General features: G+C 41.4%; 22 protein-coding genes, 1 tRNA gene and 1 pseudogene. 16 read left to right on the forward strand and 8 right to left on the reverse strand.

Annotated elements, in window-relative coordinates; genetic code table 11:
- Window positions 1-178: 178 nt before the first annotated feature.
- The 5 genes from H5203_RS05855 to H5203_RS05875 form a co-directional block, all read right to left on the reverse strand.
- A complete protein-coding gene (locus H5203_RS05855; RefSeq protein ID WP_145239220.1) occupies window positions 179-1,474 on the reverse strand; it encodes an ATP-binding protein in 1,296 nt (431 codons plus the stop codon).
- Window positions 1,475-1,502: 28 nt separating this feature from the next.
- Window positions 1,503-2,207 carry a response regulator transcription factor gene (locus tag H5203_RS05860; protein ID WP_145239217.1) on the reverse strand — a complete coding sequence of 235 codons (705 nt, stop codon included), beginning with the start codon at window positions 2,205-2,207 and terminating at the stop codon, window positions 1,503-1,505.
- A gap of 13 nt (window positions 2,208-2,220) precedes the next feature.
- A complete protein-coding gene (locus H5203_RS05865) occupies window positions 2,221-2,613 on the reverse strand; it encodes a DUF3019 domain-containing protein (RefSeq protein ID WP_145239213.1) in 393 nt (130 codons plus the stop codon).
- Window positions 2,603-3,460: a MipA/OmpV family protein gene (locus H5203_RS05870; RefSeq protein ID WP_145239210.1), complete on the reverse strand. Its 858-nt coding sequence runs from the start codon at window positions 3,458-3,460 to the stop codon at window positions 2,603-2,605. The genes H5203_RS05865 and H5203_RS05870 overlap by 11 nt, the downstream gene beginning before the upstream one ends.
- Window positions 3,461-3,564: 104 nt before the next feature.
- The gene (locus tag H5203_RS05875; RefSeq protein ID WP_145239591.1) at window positions 3,565-4,368 is read right to left on the reverse strand and encodes a hypothetical protein; all 804 of its coding nucleotides are present in this window, start codon (window positions 4,366-4,368) and stop codon (window positions 3,565-3,567) included.
- Between the two features lie 116 nt (window positions 4,369-4,484).
- Here H5203_RS05875 and H5203_RS05880 point away from each other — a divergent pair, with 116 nt between their 5' ends.
- Window positions 4,485-5,663 carry a serine hydrolase gene (locus H5203_RS05880; protein ID WP_145239207.1) on the forward strand — a complete coding sequence of 393 codons (1,179 nt, stop codon included), beginning with the start codon at window positions 4,485-4,487 and terminating at the stop codon, window positions 5,661-5,663.
- Entirely contained in the window at window positions 5,660-6,136 is a 477-nt protein-coding gene (locus H5203_RS05885) for a histidine phosphatase family protein (protein WP_145239204.1), read from the forward strand. The genes H5203_RS05880 and H5203_RS05885 overlap by 4 nt, the downstream gene beginning before the upstream one ends.
- A 93-nt stretch (window positions 6,137-6,229) precedes the next feature.
- On the opposite strand, the gene yhbY is transcribed toward H5203_RS05885, so the two are convergent.
- A complete protein-coding gene (yhbY, locus tag H5203_RS05890; protein WP_016707974.1) occupies window positions 6,230-6,526 on the reverse strand; it encodes a ribosome assembly RNA-binding protein YhbY in 297 nt (98 codons plus the stop codon).
- Window positions 6,527-6,614: 88 nt separating this feature from the next.
- Between yhbY and rlmE the strand changes: the two genes are divergently transcribed.
- The 14 genes and pseudogenes from rlmE to H5203_RS05960 all read left to right on the forward strand — a co-directional run bounded on the left by rlmE (window position 6,615) and on the right by H5203_RS05960 (window position 20,028).
- On the forward strand, window positions 6,615-7,244 hold the full coding sequence (gene rlmE / locus H5203_RS05895) for a 23S rRNA (uridine(2552)-2'-O)-methyltransferase RlmE (protein WP_145239201.1): 630 nt from the start codon (window positions 6,615-6,617) through the stop codon (window positions 7,242-7,244).
- 66 nt (window positions 7,245-7,310) lie between these two features.
- Window positions 7,311-9,254, forward strand: a complete 1,944-nt coding sequence (gene ftsH / locus H5203_RS05900; protein WP_145239198.1) for an ATP-dependent zinc metalloprotease FtsH — start codon at window positions 7,311-7,313, stop codon at window positions 9,252-9,254.
- Window positions 9,255-9,356: 102 nt separating this feature from the next.
- A complete protein-coding gene (folP, locus tag H5203_RS05905; RefSeq protein ID WP_145239195.1) occupies window positions 9,357-10,211 on the forward strand; it encodes a dihydropteroate synthase in 855 nt (284 codons plus the stop codon).
- A gap of 2 nt (window positions 10,212-10,213) precedes the next feature.
- Entirely contained in the window at window positions 10,214-11,563 is a 1,350-nt protein-coding gene (gene glmM, locus H5203_RS05910) for a phosphoglucosamine mutase (RefSeq protein ID WP_145239192.1), read from the forward strand.
- A 72-nt stretch (window positions 11,564-11,635) separates the two neighbouring features.
- Window positions 11,636-12,385: a triose-phosphate isomerase gene (tpiA, locus tag H5203_RS05915; protein WP_182819472.1), complete on the forward strand. Its 750-nt coding sequence runs from the start codon at window positions 11,636-11,638 to the stop codon at window positions 12,383-12,385.
- A 1-nt stretch (window position 12,386) separates the two neighbouring features.
- Window positions 12,387-12,737: a preprotein translocase subunit SecG gene (secG, locus tag H5203_RS05920; RefSeq protein ID WP_169019853.1), complete on the forward strand. Its 351-nt coding sequence runs from the start codon at window positions 12,387-12,389 to the stop codon at window positions 12,735-12,737.
- 82 nt (window positions 12,738-12,819) lie between these two features.
- A tRNA-Leu gene (locus H5203_RS05925) sits at window positions 12,820-12,904 on the forward strand.
- A gap of 299 nt (window positions 12,905-13,203) precedes the next feature.
- The gene (locus tag H5203_RS05930) at window positions 13,204-13,413 is read left to right on the forward strand and encodes a hypothetical protein (RefSeq protein WP_182819473.1); all 210 of its coding nucleotides are present in this window, start codon (window positions 13,204-13,206) and stop codon (window positions 13,411-13,413) included.
- A gap of 65 nt (window positions 13,414-13,478) precedes the next feature.
- Window positions 13,479-14,165, forward strand: a complete 687-nt coding sequence (locus H5203_RS05935; RefSeq protein WP_182819474.1) for a F0F1 ATP synthase subunit A — start codon at window positions 13,479-13,481, stop codon at window positions 14,163-14,165.
- A gap of 78 nt (window positions 14,166-14,243) precedes the next feature.
- On the forward strand, window positions 14,244-14,525 hold the full coding sequence (locus tag H5203_RS05940) for a F0F1 ATP synthase subunit C (RefSeq protein ID WP_145242870.1): 282 nt from the start codon (window positions 14,244-14,246) through the stop codon (window positions 14,523-14,525).
- A gap of 3 nt (window positions 14,526-14,528) precedes the next feature.
- Window positions 14,529-15,434 (forward strand): F0F1 ATP synthase subunit B, encoded by a 906-nt coding sequence (locus H5203_RS05945; RefSeq protein ID WP_182819475.1) that lies wholly within the window; start codon window positions 14,529-14,531, stop codon window positions 15,432-15,434.
- Between the two features lie 151 nt (window positions 15,435-15,585).
- Window positions 15,586-17,067, forward strand: a pseudogene (locus H5203_RS05950) (alternate F1F0 ATPase, F1 subunit alpha).
- A complete protein-coding gene (locus tag H5203_RS05955; protein WP_182819476.1) occupies window positions 17,064-17,981 on the forward strand; it encodes a F0F1 ATP synthase subunit gamma in 918 nt (305 codons plus the stop codon). The pseudogene H5203_RS05950 and the gene H5203_RS05955 overlap by 4 nt, the downstream one beginning before the upstream one ends.
- A 421-nt stretch (window positions 17,982-18,402) precedes the next feature.
- On the forward strand, window positions 18,403-20,028 hold the full coding sequence (locus H5203_RS05960; protein ID WP_182731043.1) for a methyl-accepting chemotaxis protein: 1,626 nt from the start codon (window positions 18,403-18,405) through the stop codon (window positions 20,026-20,028).
- A 70-nt stretch (window positions 20,029-20,098) separates the two neighbouring features.
- On the opposite strand, the gene H5203_RS05965 is transcribed toward H5203_RS05960, so the two are convergent.
- Window positions 20,099-20,506 (reverse strand): phosphate ABC transporter substrate-binding protein, encoded by a 408-nt coding sequence (locus tag H5203_RS05965; protein ID WP_145242880.1) that lies wholly within the window; start codon window positions 20,504-20,506, stop codon window positions 20,099-20,101.
- 10 nt (window positions 20,507-20,516) lie between these two features.
- On the reverse strand, window positions 20,517-21,586 hold a 1,070-nt coding region (locus H5203_RS05970; protein ID WP_182819477.1), incomplete at its 5' end, for a porin.

Raw genomic sequence — 21,586 nt, forward strand, 5'->3', positions numbered from 1 at the left:
ATCTACTGTAAATGTTAAAAAATAAAAAGCCCTTATTTTTAGCTGCAGCCGTGCAGAATTAACGCATGACTGTATTTACAAAATTTAGAATGCCAATGCTGTTAACATTGTTTGTTTAAGTTATTGTTATCTAATCATAATGAGGTGGTTTATGATGCTGTAAACTGTAACATAAAAGTTACAACTGTTCCGGGTTATGTATTTTAAGGGTAAGGCATGCCCCCGTTAGGTGTTTACTACGATTTACGCTTACACTGCCATGATGCCAATCAGCTACTTTAGCAACAATGGCAAGTCCTAGGCCATAACTTTGATCGGCCCGATTGCGATGACTCTGTTCTTGAAAAAAAGGGCTAAAAACTTTGTGCCAATTTTGCTCTTCGATACCTGGGCCATCATCCTCAACGGTAATAATAAGTGTTTGCTCTTTAATCGATGCCGTGAGAATAATTTTTTGTTTGGCAAAGTCACAGGCATTGCTAAGCAGATTAGTGATTGCGCGAGCTAACCAATGTAAATCTGCATAAATATGAGAATTATCATGACAGATAAGCTGTAAATCAAGTTGTTGCTGTACTAACTTAGGCTCTAGTTGCTGTATTAGGGTGCTTAGGTAGCTGTTTAACTCAGTGTGTGAGTAGGTCAGTTGGTTGGCTTTTTGCTCAAGCGTGGCAAATGCTAAATAACTTTTCAACATTGATTCCATTTGGTCTAAATCAGCTTCCATACGATTTAAATAATGTTTTATTTTTTCTTCGTTATGACTATCTAGTGCCGCATCTAAGCCAAATCGTAGGCAGGCAATGGGGGTGCGTATATCATGAGATAAACTCGAGGCCATCAGTTTATTTTCATCGAGTAATTTTTCGATCTGGCTTGCCATGCGGTTAAAAGTAAGCTCAACATCTTTAATGTAAGTGAAATGGGATACCCGAATGCGAGCATGTAAGTCGCCACTGGCAAACTTTTTAGCTGCGTCATTAACCACGCCTAGTCGTTTAGCTAATGGTGCAATAATAAACCCCATAAACACACATAACCCAGCGTAAAACATTAAGGTAAGTAACATATCATTTTGTTGATCTTGTTCGTGGGATTTTTCCAAACGTAATTTAAGATGAAAAGGCGCAAGCAAATCATTACTGTAGAGTAGGTAATACCCTTCTTGATCTTCTAAAATCAGTCCGCCTTCAGCATTGATCTCTTCTAGCAGTGATGGTGGCAGCGCTAAAGATTGCGTGGCTCGATAACTTAATCCCAACGAAAACTGTTGTGCAAGTAAGGCGGTGTAGTCTGCTCTTTGCATGAAGGGTTGGCTGGCAATTTGCTGGCTGAAGCCCATTAAAAGTTTACTTTGAAAGCCAAACTCATCCTGCGAGGTATGAGTTTGCTGACTAAAAGCATCAATTAACCAACCTAATATTACGATCGAGAGCAGGGCACTGGCTAATAAGGAGAGATAAAACTTTTTCATAGCATTTGCCAGTATACCTTAGCGGCGATCACCAAGCGCTTGCGACGAGTAAATAGCCTCGCCCCCAAATTGTTTTAATTTTTTCAGGTTGCTGCGGATCATCATTAAACTTTTTGCGCAGTGCAGAAATAAGCACATCGACACTACGATCAAGGCCATCGTATTCACGACCCTTGGTTGCTTTGAATACAGCATCTCGCGACACAACTTGCCCGGCGTTACAGGCTAAATAATGCAGTAATAAGTACTCGGCGCTGGAAACTCCTTGATCAATATTATTAATAAAAACGTTGCGAGATTGTGTATCAATTTTTAAAGAGCCAACTTGAATAATGGTATCATCCGTTTGCGACTCCGAATTGTCGTTATTGGCGCGCAGTGCCGCTTTGATCCGCGCAAGCAATGCACGCGGCCTGACCGGTTTCATTATGTAATCACTGGCACCGACTTCAAGACCAATCACTTCGTCCATTTCTTCGTCTCGAGCGGTTAGCATAATAATAGGGCTTTGGTAAAATTGACGTAGTTCACGACAGACACTAATACCGTCTTGGCCGGGGAGCATAATATCGAGTAAAATTAAGTCAGGCTTGAGCTCTTTTACATGACTGACAACTTGGTCGCCTCGCTCACAAATATGAGTTGTGTAGCCTTGCTCAGTTAAATACTCCGCCACCCACTGGGCTAAAGAGCCGTCATCTTCAACAAGTAATATTGTGCCGTAATTATCCATGTTTTATCTCGTTTTAAAAAAGCCGCCAGCGGCGTTTCTTTTGGCGATTTTGATACACCCATTGCAACTGTACTTGTGTTGATGCAATGATCTTACCGGTATCGCTGTTTATTAACTCAAATGAAATGCTTTCAACAGAATCAAAAGCATAATTTAACTTTCCGCTATTTTGTCTAAGCCAGCATTGCATAATATGCTTCGATGTTGCATCACGTAAACAGTAATTACCGATGCTAGTTTGTTGCCAGCTTAGCTCTATATCAGCATAGCAACTGCGTCCTTCACGCAGTGCAACACAGGTGTCGGGCAACGCAATTAAACTACTGTCATGCGGTTCTTCACCATTGGCTAGTATTTGTTTTGCGTTTAGTAACAGTAATAAAATTACTGTGGTTTTAAAATACATAGCGCACGCCTACCATGGCTTTATGCTGATAACCCTGAGATACAATGGGACTGTTGGAAATTTCACTTGAAAACCAGGTTGACAGCCAGCCACCTAAAAATACCCAGTGTCGATTAAGTGGGTACTCGGCGTGGAATTCAAAAATCATACTCATGGCGCCGTCTGTTTGATAGACAGCACGAGTAGCGGTGGCCTCTTCTGATGTTATGCCAAAATAGTAATTGCTGAAATCTGCTGAGTAAGCGCTAATGCCAACACCGGTGCGAAACTCCCAGTTTTGCCACGGTAAAATATGGCTAAAAAAGCTATTTACGACCCAACCATTATGAGCATTAGAAATATCATGTAAGTATTCAAAGGAAATCTGTGAGTTTTCAAAGCGACGGGTAAGGCGTAAGCCGGTATCAAAGTCACTTTTTCTGGTTCGTATACCTTTAAGTTCAGGCACCACCCCACTGCTATAAAAGTCGAGTCCTGTTTCATCAAACCCAGCTTGCATATTGGTACCAAGAATATCAAGATCCCAATTATACTTATTGATGATGCTATAACCAATAATGATGCCGCCACTGAGTTGGCTGTGATCAATATCTAAATAAAAGCGTTCGTAAGAAACAGCAAGGTTAATATCAAGTTCTAGACCGTCACTGTAAGAATCCATTCCAACTAGATAAGAATCTTCAACATAATAGCCCGCACCCGCGCTCCAATCCCAAGCAAAGCCTGAGGTTGGCTCTAAGGTGTTATCAGCATAATAGCGATTACTGGCATTGCTAGAGGTGCTCCATAAACTCACACTGATCAGTAATAACAGTAGTTTCTGTAGAGTGTGTTGTTTACGTTGCATCCATGATCCAAATAAATTAAGCAGTTGTTAAGTGTATTATATTGTCAAAGAGTTCCTTTGATCTGTAAAAAATTGTAGCCAGTAGTCATTCTGTGGACATTGACTTAGTGTACTTTTATTTTATCGATCAAAATACTACTTAGATAATAGTGCATCATTGGTGTTAGAGCACTCACTTCAGTGCGATTACACGGTCCTTGAAGTTTAGTTAAGCTGGTCATTTTTGAAATGGTTTTATAGCTTGGTATACTGATCTCCTGATTGGCGCGGGCAAGACGTGCTTGATCAGTATTTTGTTGATGGATAAAAGTGGCTACTTCAAGTTCATTACTGATCACTTGTTCATCACTGAAGCTGTAAATAAGTGGTTCGCGATGGAAGCTCGCACTGTCGATTGAGGATTTTCCAAACCACACTACATCACCCGATGCACGATGGATCAGGCGCATGCTAACCTCTGCATTGATGGTTGAGCATTGTTGGATCGGATACAGTTGTGTTATTTGCGCAAATAAAGGATACGCTTTATTTGGTGGTTGTATCTGATATTCGGTATCTTCAATAAAGTTGAGCTCTAGCTGGTGTATAGCTAGGGTATAATCACTATTACCTTGATCAACGACACGTAAGTTCATAGTCGTTAATGCATCAGTTATTTGTTTAAATAGGGTATCCGTGACACTTGCTTTATCGGCAATAACTTGCACAGTTTGGTTACGAGTAATTTTATGCGCTGGTAATTGTACTGATTTTACTTTCGGTGAAGCATGTTCGGTTTCATAGGCTACTTGATAGCTTTGGCTTTTTAATTGCGGCTTGAGTGGCATTTCTAAAGGCGCAGCAGGTGGCGGCGCAGTCACACAAGCTGTTGTAATGAAAGTGAAAAAAACTATTGATAAATAACGTATAAACACTGTTAAACCCTTTGAAAGCTCGATAATCGGAATATTGTACGTTAGTCTTAATAAAACTTCATGGTATTATAAAGCTAAGAATGTCTTAATCTAGATAAAAATAATAAAAAATGAAGTCCTTTGTGTCGTTAATCAACTCCTTTTTTTTCGTTATCACGTTAGTGTTATTTCAATCGCAGGTTCATGCCAGCGAGCAACAGTGGCAAGAATTTGTTAATGATTACACACAACATCTCGAACATAAATTAAAAAGCAAAGGGATCCCAGGGGCTGCGTTGTCGATAGTTAATGGCCCTGATGATACGCATATACAAGGGTTTGGGGTAACAAAGCTAAATAAGGGCTTAGCAGTCAATGCCCATACTCGGTTTCGCTTAGCATCGGTATCTAAAACGTTTGCAGGCTCACTCAGTGCAAAGTTAGCCAATGAGGGGAAGTTTTCTTTAGACGACCCTGTCAGTAAATTTATTCCAGCCTTCGCCAATACGGATTACAAAAATAATTTAAAAGTTTTTCACTTACTCAGTCACTCCAGCGGTTTAGTACCTAATGCGTATGATAACTTGATTGAATCAAGAATGAGTTACCCTGATATAGTGCAAAAGTTGTTGAGTGTGGAACCTATTTGCCAGCCAGGGCAGTGCTATGGCTATCAAAATGTGATGTTTAGCTTAATTGCTGAAGTGATCAAAAGCAGTACTAAATTGGATTACTCTCGGTGGATGAGTGAATTTATATTTTCACCATTAAATATGAATGATGCAAGCCTGGGTTATACAGCGATGGTAACAGATGATAATTATGCTCATCCCCATGTAAGAGGGCGCAAACGCTGGCATACCGCAAAATTGAAAAAAAATTATTACAAGGTACTTCCCGCAGCCGGCGTTAATGCTAGTGCCAGTGATATGGCTATTTGGTTAAAAGCGCAGTTAGGATATTACCCAACGGTATTATCCAGTGCAGTGTTAGCCAGTCAAACTCGTCCTTATACGCATACAAAAAAAGAGTTACGGCGTCGAGTGTGGAAAAAGCACCTTAGCGAGGCCTATTATGGCTTAGGCTGGCGGGTTTACGAATATGATAATGAAACCATTTACTATCATAGCGGCTGGGTGCAAGGATATCGCAGTGACCTTGTAGTAATACCGCACTTAAACATAGGTTTCAGTCTGATCCTTAACGCCGAAACCGGTATCATTAATGAATTAACGACAGAGTTTATTGATCGTGTGTTGCTATTCAAACGCTCACAACAACTAGCAATGTATAAAGAGGAAGACAAATGAACTATATCTTAGCGAGCTTAATATTACTGTTTACTGCGAATTTAACAGCAGCACCGCAAAGTATTTTTTTGTTTCGCCATAGTGAAAAATTAACAGGCAACGATCCCCATCTTACGGATGCCGGCAAGCAACGGGCGCAGCAGTTAGTGAGTCTGCTTAGTAAAGTCCAGCCAACAGCAGTTTTTAGTACGGACTATAATCGCACTATCGAGACCGCAACTCCTATTGCTGAACATTTTAATATTACAATTCAAAGCTACGACCCTCGTGACTTAGCCGCATTTAAACACACTGTTTTAGCGCAAGATGGCGTAGTGGTGATTGTAGGCCATAGTAATACCACGCCAGAATTGGCAAAATTAATAGCGCAAATAGATGTTGAAAAGATGCCTGAAACTGAATTTAACCGCTATTTTATCTTACAAAGCGAAGCGCAAGGTTATCAGTTGAGTGATATGAAGATGAATTTTTGAGCAATGTAATATATTTATTTACAATTTATTGCAGTTGCGTCGCAGATATAAAAAAACCAGCAATTGCTGGTTTTTTTATAGCGGAATAGAAAATTAATTACGTGGTAATTGGATCTTCTTTTCTTCGCTTTGGCGATAAAGCACAAGGGTGTGGCCGATTGACTGTAATTTCTCAGCACCGGTTTCACGAATAATAGCTTCAAAAATCAGTGCTTTAGTCTCACGATCATCAGTAGGTACTTTTACTTTAATAAGTTCGTGGATTTCTAGAGCGCTTTGAATTTCAACTAATACACCTTCAGTTAAACCGTTAGAACCAAGAAGTACAACTGGTTTTAGAGAGTGTGCTTGACCTTTTAAAAACTGCTTTTGTTTGTTCGATAATTTCATGTTGTTACAAATTTTGCTGAATATGGCTTGAATTAAGGGTATTCTAACGCCATCTAGAGAATATTACTAATTAGTTGCGTGTTAATTTATGACGAATAAGAAACTTTCGGCCAGTTCACAGCGATGGTTGAAGGAACATTTTGATGATCCTTATGTTCACGAGGCACAAAAGAAAGGTTGGCGCTCTCGTGCGATTTTTAAACTCGACGAGATCCAAAATAAAGATAAATTACTACGCCCAGCCATGACTGTTGTTGATTTGGGAGCTGCGCCGGGAAGCTGGTCACAGTATTTAGCAGAAAAAGTAGGCGATAAAGGGCAGGTGATCGCTTGTGATATATTACCTATGGATTCATTGGCCGGCGTTGATTTTTTGCAAGGAGATTTCCGAGAAGAAGCTGTTTTAGATGCGTTATTAAATCGCATTAATGGTAAAAATGTTGATGTGGTGCTCTCTGATATGGCACCAAACATGAGTGGTAATAGCTCCGTTGACCAAGCTGGAAGCATGTATTTAGTGGAATTAGCATTAGATATGTGTAGCCAAGTTTTAAAGAAAAATGGTGCATTTGTTGTTAAAGTATTCCAAGGTGAAGGCTTTGATGAATTCTTAAAAACAGTGCGTGATAGCTTTAAAACTGTAAAAATCCGTAAACCCGACGCCTCACGTGCGCGATCACGTGAAGTATATATAGTAGCGACAGGCTACAAACTGTAGTACAGTTGTCAGGCGTTTAGTTGAATTTAAATTAATTGGATACAAGAGGTTAACCCCTTGAGCGATATGGCGAAAAATCTAATACTCTGGCTGGTCATTGCAGTTGTGCTAATGTCAGTATTTCAGAGCTTTAATGGTGGCGATCAAACAGACCGTCAAACTAGTTACAGTCAATTTGTAAAAGATGCCCGAAGTGGCGCTATACAAGAAGTGGCAATCGAAAGTACCAGTGGCACAATTACTGGCACTAAAACCAATGGCGATCGCTTTCAAACGATCATGCCTATTTATGATAAAGACATTCTTAATGACTTATTAAAAAGTGATGTGAATGTAAAAGGTGTGAAGCCAGAAGAGCAATCATTCTTAGCGAGCATCTTAATTTCATGGTTCCCAATGTTATTACTAATTGGGGTATGGATTTTCTTCATGCGTCAAATGCAAGGCGGCGGTGGCAAAGGTGCTATGTCGTTTGGCAAGAGTAAAGCACGCTTAATGAGTGAAGACCAAATTAAAACCACCTTCGCAGATGTTGCCGGTTGTGATGAAGCTAAAGACGATCTAACAGAGCTTGTTGATTTCTTACGTGATCCATCTAAATTCCAAAAACTTGGCGGTAGTATTCCTAAAGGCGTATTAATGGTTGGTCCTCCAGGTACGGGTAAAACCTTGCTTGCTAAGGCCGTTGCTGGTGAAGCGAAAGTACCATTCTTTACGATTTCAGGTTCAGACTTTGTTGAGATGTTTGTTGGTGTGGGTGCTTCGCGTGTTCGTGATATGTTTGAGCAAGCGAAAAAAGCAGCGCCATGTATCATCTTTATCGATGAAATTGATGCCGTAGGCCGTAAACGTGGCGCAGGTATGGGTGGTGGTCACGATGAGCGTGAGCAAACACTTAACCAAATGCTAGTAGAGATGGATGGCTTTGAAGGCAATGAAGGTATTATCGTTATTGCCGCGACTAACCGCCCAGATGTACTTGATCCAGCATTACTTCGTCCTGGTCGTTTTGACCGCCAAGTAGTGGTTGGCTTACCTGATATCCGTGGCCGTGAACAGATCCTTAAAGTACATATGCGAAAAGTGCCATTAGGCGATAACGTAGAAGCTTCTGTTATTGCGCGTGGTACACCGGGATTTTCTGGTGCTGATCTTGCAAACTTAGTCAATGAAGCGGCTCTATATGCTGCACGTGGTAATAAACGTGTTGTTAGCATGGCTGAATTTGATGCTGCTAAAGATAAAATCATGATGGGCGCAGAGCGCAAGACCATGGTGATGAGCGAGAAAGAAAAAGAAATGACTGCGTATCATGAAGCCGGACATGCAATTGTTGGCCGCATAGTACCAGAGCACGATCCTGTTTATAAAGTATCGATTATTCCACGTGGCCGTGCCCTTGGTGTAACGATGTATTTACCAGAGCAAGACCGTGTTAGTCACTCTAAAGAGCTATTGGAATCAATGATTTCAAGCTTATATGGTGGCCGAATTGCTGAAGCGCTGATTTATGGTGAAGATAAAGTAACTACTGGTGCTAGTAACGATATTGAACGTGCTACTGACATTGCGCGTAAAATGGTTACACAGTGGGGCCTAAGTGAAAAATTAGGGCCATTACTATACGCTGAAGATCAAAATGAGATGTACATGGGTGGCGGCGGTGGTCGTGCCATGAGCATGTCGGATGAAACGGCAAAAGTAATTGATGCTGAAGTTCGTTTGTTCTCAGATCGCAACTATCAACGCGCTGAGCAAATCTTGAAAGATCATATTGATATTCTGCATTCAATGAAAGATGCATTAATGAAATATGAAACGATTGATGCTAAGCAAATTGATGATCTAATGGCACGTCAGCCTGTACGTGAACCACGTGATGCGCATGACCGCCGTGATACTGCTGATAAAAAACCAGCAGTTGAAGAGAGCAAAGCAGAGCCAGTTGCTGAAAAAGACGACAAGCCTGCTCAAAAAGATGAAACAAATCTTGATGATAAAGCTGAATAACAGTTAAAATAGCTAAACGAAAAGCCCCGATTGTCGGGGCTTTTTTGTAACTGGTTAAATAAAGTATATATATCAATGCAATGGATGTATTGAAGGTGATAGATGACCACAGTTAAGTTACCTAGAGGTCGCAGTTTACACCTCGACACCCCAGTTATAATGGGGATCTTGAATGTCACTCCTGACTCTTTTTCAGATGGCGGGCGCTACTATCAAACAGACAGCGCTGTCATACAAGCTCAAAAGTTACTCGCAGATGGTGCTACCATATTAGATATTGGTGGCGAATCAACACGTCCTGGTGCGCCTGATGTTAGCCTTGAGGATGAATTAGCCAGAGTAATACCCGCAATCGAGGCAATTCGTGCTCACAGTGATAGCGCCGTTAATGATTGCATCATTTCGATTGATACCAGTAAAAGTGAAGTAATGCGTCAAGCTATTCTAGCTGGTGCTGATATTGTTAATGATGTGCGTGCTTTACAAGAGCCAAACGCACTGGTAACAGTTGCTCAGTATCCAGACGTTGCGGTGTGTTTAATGCACATGCAAGGCCAACCTCGAAGTATGCAAAACTCTCCACATTACGATGATTTATTCAGTGATATAAATGATTTTTTTGTACAGCGGATCAATGCCTGTAAAACAGCGGGTATTCAGCGCCAGCAACTTATTTTAGACCCCGGGTTTGGCTTTGGTAAAACCCTCAGTCACAACTACCAATTACTGGCGCGGTTTAATGAATTTAACCACTTTGGTTTACCTGTTTTAGCAGGACTATCGCGCAAATCAATGATTGGCAACTTATTAAATAGACAAACAAACGAGCGCCTTGCTGGCAGTTTAGCAGGGGCATTAATTGCAGCGCAAAATGGCGCAAAAATTATTCGTGTACATGATGTAAAAGAAACCGCAGATGTGCTTGGCGTGTGGCAAGCTTGCGAACAAGGAATTTAAAAATGAAAGAAAGAAAGTATTTTGGCACCGATGGTGTACGTGGCATGGTGGGTGAATACCCAATTACACCAGAATTTGCACTTAAATTAGGTTGGGCTGCAGGCAAGGTACTATCAAAAAATGGCACTAAGAAAGTCATTATTGGTAAAGATACTCGCATTTCTGGTTATATGTTAGAGACATCACTTGAAGCAGGTTTGATCGCCGCAGGTATCGATGTGGTGTTACTTGGCCCGATGCCGACGCCAGCCGTTGCGTATTTAACGCAAACATTTCGTGCTGAAGCTGGAATTGTGATCAGTGCATCTCATAACCCATATCATGACAACGGCATTAAGTTTTTTTGTGGCCGAGGTTTGAAGTTAGCTGATGAAGTAGAGCTACAAATTGAAGCAATGCTTGATGAACCAATGACCTGTGTAGCATCTGATAAGCTAGGTAAAGCCCGCCGTTTAGAAAGCGCTGATGGCCGTTATATTGAGTTTTGTAAAAGCCAATTCCCACAAGGCCTGTCGTTAGAAGGTTTAAAGATTGTATTAGATTGTGCCAATGGTGCAACTTATCATATCGCACCATCAGTAATGCGAGAATTAGGCGCGCAGATAATCAGCCATGCTTGCGAGCCAAATGGTGTAAACATCAACCTAGAATGCGGTGCTACCCATGTTGATGCATTAAAACGCAAAGTATTAGAACATAATGCTGATGTTGGCATTGCCTATGATGGTGATGGCGACCGTGTAATGATGGTTGATCACAATGGCCGTGTATTTGATGGTGATGATATTGTTTACATTATTGCCTGCCAAGCTGCCAATGATGACATGTTAGGCGGCGGTGTTGTTGGCACGGTAATGTCTAATATGGGTCTTGAAAACGCGCTTAAAGCGAAAGGTATTGAGTTTGCTCGCAGTAAAGTGGGTGACCGTTATGTAATGGAATTACTACAAGAAAAAGGCTGGAAAATCGGCGGTGAAAGCTCAGGGCATGTATTGAATCTGGATTTGATCAGCACCGGTGATGGCATCATTTCAAGCCTACAAGTTTTGGCTGCTATGGTGGCGCAAAATCGTACGCTAAAAGATCTTGGCGCAGGGTTTGTTAAATACCCGATGAAGATGATTAATGTGCGCTATAAAGCGGGCACAGATCCAACACTTGCACCAGAGGTTATTGCTGCGGTTGCTGATGTTGAAAAACAACTTGCTGGTAAAGGCCGTGTGTTATTACGTAAATCTGGCACTGAGCCGGTTGTTCGCGTGATGGTAGAAGCCGAAGAAGAGAAAATAGTCCTTGATAGTGCACAAAAAATTGCTGCAGTTGTCGAATCTATGAGCAAACAAACTGATTAAGAACAATAACCTCTTGTAACTTTGGGCGAGTCGAGTTACTATCTCGCCCGCTTTCTAATGTGGAGTGGAAAAATGGCAACACGCAAGCCAATGGTCGCAGGCAATTGGAAAATGAACGGCTCGAAAGAGTTAGTACAGCAATTATCTGACGCTATCAACAACGTAAAATCAGATCAGATAGACGTTGTGGTATTTCCACCTTACCCATTGTTACCTATGCTAACAGCAACAGGTGTAACAACTGGGGCACAAACGGTTTCTGAAAATGAACCGGGTGCATTTACTGGTGAAGTTGATGCGCAATTAATTAAAGATTTAGGTTGCCAATATACGTTAGTTGGTCACTCTGAACGTCGTAGTATCTACGGCGAAAGCAATGACACTGTTGCAGCTAAGTTTGCTCGTGCACAACAAGTGGGTTTAACACCTATCTTATGTGTTGGTGAAAGTGAACAGCAACGCGAACAAGGTCAAACTGAATTAGTCGTTGCTGCACAAATTGATGCAGTAATTGATAAATTAGGTCTAGCAGCACTGAAAGATTCTGTGATAGCATACGAGCCCGTTTGGGCCATTGGCACAGGTAAGACTGCATCGCCTGAACAAGCACAACATGTGCACAAATTTATCCGTGATAAAATTGCTGCTAACAGTAGTGATTTAGCACAAGGGCTGACCATTCTTTATGGTGGCAGCGTAAATGAAAAAAATAGCGAATTATTATTTGCACAACCAGATATAGACGGCGGCCTGATTGGTGGCGCTAGTCTAAAAGCAGAGTTATTTACTGCAATCTGCGAAAGTGCAAAAGGGACCGTATAAGATGTACGAAATTTTATTAGTAGTTTATTTAGTTGTTGCTTTAGCGCTTGTTGGTATGGTTTTAATTCAACAAGGTAAAGGCGCGGACATGGGTTCATCATTTGGTGCTGGTGCCTCTGCAACCGTTTTCGGTTCGTCAGGTGCAGGTAACTTTATGACAAAAACAACTACAATCTTAGCCAGTGTTTTCTTTGTGCTAAGTATTGTACTAGGTAACTTAACTGCAGGTCAGATCAAAAAGACTGATGAGTGGGAAAACCTAGAAGCAGCACCAGCAGTTGAAACAATTGCTCCTGCAGCTGATGATGTTCCAGTAACATCAACGAAAGAGAAATCTGACGTACCAAATTAATACTTATTAAAAGTATCGTTAAACGATTTATCATCCTCAAATAAATCATATGTTTAACACCTAAAGCGAAAGCTTTAACAATGCGGTTGTGGTGGAATTGGTAGACACGCTACCTTGAGGGGGTAGTGCTTTCGGGCGTGGGGGTTCAAGTCCCCCCAACCGCACCATCTTTAAAGAACCAGTAACAGCGATGTTACTGGTTTTTTGCTTTTCGTGGTCTGCAATTAGCACAGACTCTCACCTCGGTTAGCTCCTCCTGTTTATTATACCAATCGTGTTAAGTTACTAACGCAGTTAGCGCTTTATTTAGCGCGCTAGAATGATTAAATATTTAAGTCGATTGGTATTAAAATTAGCATCACCTCAAGTATAGCGCTGTAGCGCACAGACGAAAAACGACGGTTAGTCCAAGTTATCAATAACTATTACGTTCTTTGATATATGGATTTATCCATTGGAGGCCTGAGTGACTGCAACGTGCAGCTTACCAGTTGTAAGCAATCATTTATTAAACTATTTACCTAGACTCGAATACCAATGGTTTGTTGAAAATTGCACGCCAGTAGAGCTGTTGTTTGGCGAAACACTCAATATTGCTGATGAAGCGATAAAGTTTGTTTGGATTTATTTGCGCACGACTTATCACAGCCCGCGTGGTTACGAAAATGACAGCTAAATTGGATACACCAGTACAGCAAGTAGCCGTTATTGAGCAGCTTAATCCACATGAAGGATCGCAACATGCACCTTAGTCCCGATGTAGTGATTTATTGGCAGCTTGGCTTTGTGAAAATTAATGCAACCATTGCTTTTACATGGGCACTGATGCTGCTGTTGACCCTTGGCTCTATGCTGATCACTCGAAATATATCAACTAACTTGCAACGTTCGCGCTGGCAAAATTTTTTAGAAATTATAGTCACGGGGATTGAAACGCAAATAGAAGAAGTTGGTTTGCAACAGGCGAAAAAATACCTCTATTTTCTTGGTACCTTATTTTTATTTTTGGTTAGTGCAAGTATCTTCACTATTGTTCCCGGCTATGAGCCGCCCACAGCGTCACTATCAACGACAGCGGCACTTAGTGTATTTATCGCGGTGCCAATGTTTGGCATTGCACAGCAGGGCGTTGTTAACTATCTCAAATCTTATATGGCGCCGACTATGATTATGTTGCCATTTAATATCATTAGTGAATTGTCACGCACATTGGCGTTGGCTGTGCGCTTGTTTGGCAACATGATGAGTGGTGCGATGACTATTGGTATTTTGTTGACCATCACCCCTTTTATTTTCCCTATCGTGATGACGGCACTAGGGCTACTAACTGGCATAGTGCAAGCCTATATTTTTACTATTCTTGCAGCTGTCTATATTGCGGCCGCAACACAAACTAGCCAACCGGATAACAGATCAGACAGCAAGTGAATGCCACAATAATGAACATCAATTAATCTTAACATTACATTTTTGCTTACTTTAACAATGAAAGATTTTGGAGATCACATGGACAGTATGACAATGATTGCAATCGCCTCGATAATTATTTCGGGCATCACTACCAGTATTGGGTGTATAGGTCCGGCTCTTGGCGAAGGACGTGCAGTAGCTGCTGCACTGAGTGCCTTAGCTCAACAGCCTGATGCTTCAACGACCATCACGCGCACTTTGTTTGTTGGTCTGGCGATGGTTGAATCCACAGCGATTTATTGTTTTGTGGTATCGATGATCTTACTTTTTGCAAACCCGTTTTGGAATTATGCCATCGCGCAAGCCACAGGATTGTAAGCCATGTTAATTGACTGGTTCACTGTAGCAGCACAGGCTGTTAATTTTTTGATCTTGGTATGGTTGTTAAAACGTTATCTTTACCAACCTATTTTGCATGCTATTGACGACCGTGAGCAACGCATTGCCGATGAGCTCGATGCTGCTGCGGCTAAACAGCAACAGGCCAGCGCTGAGCGAGCTATATTTGAAGATAAAAATAACCAATTTGCTCAAGCGCGTGACACGTTATTACAGCAAGCAAAAGATGATGCTGATGCAAAACGACAGCAGTTACTGGCTCAGGCACAACAAGACGTTGCTGCATTACATGATAAACATCAAGCAATAATGGCCGCAGATGCTGAACATCTGACCAATATACTGAGGCGTAAAACCAGCGATGAAGTACTTGCTATCACCCGCAAAACCTTACACGACCTTGCAAGCGCAAGTTTAGAGCAGCAAGTCACTCAGGTATTTATAGCGCAATTAAGTGAGTTGCAGCCAGCGGCAAAAACGACGCTAGTAAAAGCACTCAAAGCCAGCAAAAAACCGGCATTATTAACGAGTGCATTTGAGTTGCCTGATATAGAGCGCGCTGCTATTGATAAAGCGATTAAAGCAACATTTGGCGCTGACATTGACTTAGAGTTTGCCACCTCAGCAGAGCTTATCAGTGGTATTGAGTTGAGTACTAATGGCCAAAAATTAGGCTGGAATATTGCTTACTACCTGCAGTCGCTTGAACAAGACGTTGTGGCGCTGCTAAAACAAAATGGCAAAGCTGTTGAGCAGGGAGCAGCTGACAACAAAACCAAGCGCAGTAGTGATAATAAACCAAACGATGAGCTGCCTGACCAAGAGCAAGATAAAGGTAAAGTGCTTACTAGCAAACCCATTACTAACATTGAAAACCACCATGAGTGATGCAACTAATACAACTAATACAACTAATAGCAGCCAATCTTCGGCTTTAATTCGCCAAGCAACAACAGCCTATCATAGCGAAACACTCGATAATATTTTCGACAACTCATTCTCTCGAATCGAAAAAGCTCGTAAGGCATTTTCGCCTCAAATGAAATCGTATGAGGTGGGTATAATTACCAATAATGCAACCGGTATTGCCAAAGTATCAGGATTACCCAGTGCCGGTTTTGAAGAGATGTTGATCTTTGCTGGCAATGTGCGAGGTATCGTTTTCAATGTCGATATAGATGAGTTAGGCGTGGTATTACTTGGCGATTACGCACATTTACAAGCTGGTGATGAGGTTCGACGCAGCGGTCATGTTATGGATATCGCTGTGGGTAATGAGTTATTGGGGCGCGTTATTAATCCTCTTGGTCAGGTGCTAGATGATGGGTTGCCTATTCAAGCCACGCAGCATTTACCAATCGAACGCACGGCAACGGCGATAATGGATCGCGCTGCGGTGACAGTGCCGTTACAAACGGGGTTGATTGTTATTGATGCCTTGATCCCAATAGGACGAGGGCAACGGGAGCTTATTCTGGGTGATCGACAGACCGGAAAAACCGCGATTGCCATCGACACTATTCTCAATCAACACGATAAAAATGTGCTCTGTGTTTATTGCGCGATAGGGCAACGGGATTCGAGTGTGGCAAAGGCTGTGGCGACATTACGTGAACAAGGCGCAATGGCTTATACTGTGGTGGTGGTTACCGAAGGCAATGAACCGGCGGGCTTACAGTACATTGCCCCGTATGCAGCGATGAGTATCGCGGAATATTATATGCAACAGGGGCAAGATGTACTGATTGTTTTTGATGATTTAACCAAACATGCGCGCGCATACCGTGAACTGTCGTTGCTGCTTCGTCGTCCACCTGGGCGTGAAGCATTTCCTGGCGACATTTTTTATATTCACTCACGTTTACTTGAGCGCGCCACTCAATTAAATAAAGCACTTGGCGGTGGCTCACTTACTGCACTGCCTATTATTGAAACAGAAGCACAAAATATCTCAGCTTACATACCCACCAACTTAATTTCGATCACCGATGGGCAAATATATTTATCCCCATCGTTATTTGAATTGGGTGTTTTACCCGCTGTTGATGTTGGTAAATCTGTTTCGCGTGTTGGCGGCAAAGCTCAACTGGCAGCGTTTCGGGCTGTAGCGGGTGACCTAAAATTGACTTATGCATAATTTGAAGAGCTAGAAACATTTGCTCGCTTTGGTGCGCGTTTAGATCAAGATACCGCAAAATCAATTGAACATGGCCGCCGTATTCGCGCCAGTTTACGCCAGCCAGAATCATCTCCGCTTCCAGTCGCTGAACAAATCATATTATTACTTGCTTTGACTTCGGGCCTATTTGATACCATTGCATTAGCAAAAATGACTGCAGCAAAAAATGCTTTACGAGGTATTATCAATCGTTTGCCTGCTGAATTATCAACGCGATTAGCAACCTCAGGATCATTAAGTGACGAGGATCATCAAAATATCATTGCCCTATCAAAACAAGCGCTGGCGAGTATTGAAGATAGTAATGCGCCATTGCTGGCTGACGGCTCTGAACAACCATGAGTAATACCGCTGCTAATTTGCGTCATAAAATCGACAGTGCCAGCGATTTAAAAGGAGTTGTGCGGACGATGAAGGCGCTTGCCGCATCGAGTATTAGTCAATACGAAAAATCGGTCAGCTCATTAACTGATTACTATCGAACGGTAGAATTAGGATTAAGCGCTACGATACAGGCGGTTGATGTTAATTTACCTGCAGTGGATGCAATATCGAATACAGATAAGCAGGGCGATAATATAGTCAGTGCTATTGTGTTTGGCTCCGATCAAGGTTTAGTTGGGCAGTTCAATGAAGATATTGCTGACTTTGCAATTAAAGCACTGGCCGATTTAGGCGCGCAATCTCAGACCACACAACTGCAAGTGTGGGCGGTGGGTGAGCGAGTCTACTCACGACTCGCCGATGCCGGTTTATCTATGGAAAAAAGTTTTACGGTGCCCACTAGCATAAATGAGATCACCGCATTGGTTGGGCAAATTCAAATTGATAGCGAAACACACCTTGCTAATGCAAGCGCTGCCCGTGTTTATGTATTTTATAATCAGATGCAATCGGGCGCTCAATATCAGCCAATATCACAACGATTACTGCCGCTTGATCAAAAATGGCAACGAGAGCTAGCACAAATCCCTTGGCCGACAAAACGATTACCCGAAATTTTAGGTAGTAATGATATGACACTACGGGCATTGATCCGCGAATACATATTTATTTCGCTTTATCGCGCCTGTGCCGAGTCGTTGGCCAGTGAAAATGCTAGCCGGCTTGCGGCGATGCAGCGTGCAGAAAAAAACATAGAAGAATTATTAGACAATCTCGGTAAAGAGTTTCATGTGCTAAGGCAAAGCTCTATTGATGCAGAGCTAAGCGATGTACTGGCAGGTTATGAATTACTTAACTTGAATGCTGATTAAATAATCTATTAAGCCTTGTAACTCAAAATGAAGTTAGAACTAAGATATTTGCGTATTTCGCATCTTAATTTGTTGAGTTATTGAGTAACACGTTTTTTATAGTCAAGGTGATGTAATATTTGTTGATATTTCCAGCATAGTGTAGCCATATTTCAGCTCTTTTAACGATAAGTTCTGCTATATTGAAATAAAGAGAGTATATATTGTTAATATTAGTTAGTGATTGTGTGCTCAAATAATAACCTTGCAAGCACAAAAACAACAGATTGCTCTAATTATCTAGTTTTTATCGGGCGATTGATTTATTTTTTGTGCCTTTTGTGAACTTTTATGGCAATAAAGCTAGATAAATTAAAAATATAGTTAACACTTATAACTAATAGGCCGATAATACACATAGTTAAATAATAAGGTAGATCGCATGGCTTCAAGTTTGTCTTTTCAGGACCTAAGCATAAGTAAAAAAATTCACGCTATCACGAGTATTGCTGTTATCGCTTTTGTGGTTATTGTATTAATCAATTATATTTCGATGGTGGACAATCGGGGCTCATTAGACGAACTTGAAAAAACATCTTATCAAGTGGTAAAACTAACATCAGCGAACGTCGGGTTACTTGAAAAATTAGATGAGCTTTATACACAAGCAGTTACATTTGGCGAACAAGATATTGTTGATAAAGCAAAAGAGACGCTGACAGCATTAACTGAGAATCTTGACGCAATAAATAATATTAATAGTACCTACATTGATAGGCAAACACGCACACAGTTAACCGAATACGCTGCTATATCAACAAAAATTGCTAACGATATGATCAGTGGAACTGCTGATTTTAGTAAAATCCAGCAGCAAGCACAATCTAAAACCAATATGTATAACTCGGTGTTGCAAAGTCTTAAAGCTGCTCAGCAACGTGCCGATGCGCGCTTTTTTGAGTTGGTAAAAAATACCAAGTCACGCTCTGATCATGCATTAACGTTAATGCTGGTTGTGTCATCTGTATCATTGTTATTACTATTATTTATGGCTATTTGGATTGCTCGTGGAATTGCTGCCGCCGCCAGTGATGCGGCTGGCAATTTACGCTTATTAGGTGAGGGGAAAGGCTCTCTTAGCACGCAGCTTACAGTTCGTAGTGAAGATGAAATCGGCCAAGTTGCAATTAACTTCAATACATTTATAGCCTTGTTAAGAGAGTCGGTACTCGAAGTAATGGCGGTGTGTGAACCCTTGATGGAAAACTCAACGCGCTTAGTGCAAGGCATGGAACAAGCAGAAAATGCGACCAGCAAGCAAACCGCAGATGCTGAAATAGTTAAACAGTCGATGGAAGAAATGAAGCAAAGTGTAGGAGACATTTCACATTCGGCAGCAAGTGCCTCACGTGCAGCGCAAACGGCTGAGCAAGAAGTGGAACAAAGCCGTTCACAGATCCGAACATCGGTCACTGAATCTCAGACGTTAAGCGCTGAAATTAATCGTGCCGCTTCGACAATTAACAAGCTAGCGGATGATACAAAAAATGTAACTCAGATACTTAATGTGATCACTTCGATTGCAGAGCAAACCAACTTGTTAGCACTTAATGCTGCTATAGAAGCTGCGCGAGCGGGTGAACAAGGACGTGGTTTCGCTGTGGTTGCTGATGAAGTCAGAGAGTTGGCATCGCGTACGGCTAAATCAACCAATGAAATTCGTGAATTATTAAACACTTTAACCAGTGCTGCAAACGAGTCGGTTAGCGCTATGACATCGGCGCGTGATATGGCCAGTAATAATGCAACAGCTGCAGAAAATACAGGTATTTCAATTGAAAAAATTGCAGAGCAAATGCTTGAAATTAATGGTATGAACTCACAAATTGCAGCAGCCACTGAAGAGCAAACATCAGTTGCGGCAATGGTGGTCGAAAATGTATCTAATATGCATACATCATTCGAAGATACTATGGCTTCGCTTACTGCAGTTCGTGATGTGGCGAAGAACTTACATTACTTGTCTGATAATCTATTGGATGCGACGGCTAAATTTAAAGTCGAATAACCTTGTAGTTATAATAAAAAACGCCTTGTGGTTAGATACCACAAGGCGTTTTTTATTTAAGTTATAACAGCTAGAAAGTTGCGATTACTTTCACTGCATCACTCACTTTACTGCTATCAATATAGCCAATAGCATCGGCATTACTCGAAACAAAGTCGATCACCGCTTGGTCATTATCTAGTTTTTCTGGCGGTGTACCTTTACCAGTAAAAACCAATTTTGACCAATAGGCATTAAGTTGGCTACTTGATTTACCAACCACTTTGTCATTGAATTCATCAGCAATACTGTTGCCGTTTTGATTTACTGGATTTACTTTCACACCATCCGCGAATGACTTGCTTTTGCCAAGGTAGATTTTTTTGATTTCATCTTGGTCTATCGCGTTGGCATTACCTGTATTTACTATCACAGTAACGCCTGCAAACGCACTAAATGAACAGGCAGACATAAGGCCCGCTAAAATTAGTTTTTTCATAACCATCCCCTTAAAAAACCAAATCAACAGCAACGGCAATAACATCCGTTTCAGTATCTGAGATATCATCATTAAAACGGCTAAAATCAACTTTTAGTGCCGCAGATGGGTGAAAGTCGTAACGAGTTCCGATAGTGTATACATTACTTTGTGCACGAACACCATCGAGTGCCTGATTAATCCCATTATTGAGAGGAGGCACTTGGGTTAATTGATCAAAGCGAGATTTGTCATGTTTGTCGTCATTATCTTCATAAGTAAAATGAACGATCCACTCATCCATACGATAACCAATCGACGCATAATATTGTGATTGTTTTGCTAAGATACTTTTTTCAACTTCAAACTGTGTATATTCGGCATCAAATAATATGTTGTTATAGTCAATCGAAAAACCCACACCAATAAATGTACCGTCATCTTCATTTATAGCAATATCATCAGCTTGAGTTATTAGGCCGTTGTCGCGCAGTAATTGTTCAAGGCCATTAATAGCTTGTCCGCCAGCTTCACCATTGCTTAAATCAATAGAGGTTTCAGCAACTAAGTAAGCAGCGCGAACACTAAACCAATCATACGATAGAGTCCAGTTAACCCCTGCGATGTCGTTTAGTTTGGCTTCATCATTGTTTGTAACTGCTGCAATGTCACCATCAAAGCCACCATAAATGACTTGTAAGGTTGAATCCCAATCTCCTATTTGTGAAGTGTGCAGTAGGCTCAAGCCTTCATAGGTAGAAAATGGAATACTATAAACAGACTGCGGTGGTCTTACCCAGCGATAAGCATAGCCAACATCTAAGAAGTCAGAGTAGCGATAAAAAGGCACACGCATTTTACCCGCACTGAGTTGCAGCTCATCGGTAAATTCGTATGTTAAATAAGCCCATTCAAATTCGGCATCAAAGCTATTGTTACCACGGGCTACAATTTGTGCAGTTGCACTGAGCTTATCTTGTAAATCAGCCGATAATTGTAAAGCAAAAACGCTTTCATTTTTAAATGAAATGTCGTTGTCGTACCCGTATCGAGTTGTATTATCATCCAATGTTTTGCCACCAACAATAGAGGCAAAACCAT

Origin of the sequence: Pseudoalteromonas sp. SG41-1 (genome assembly GCF_014164575.1) — a bacterium.
In the GTDB taxonomy this organism is placed as follows: domain Bacteria; phylum Pseudomonadota; class Gammaproteobacteria; order Enterobacterales; family Alteromonadaceae; genus Pseudoalteromonas; species Pseudoalteromonas rhizosphaerae.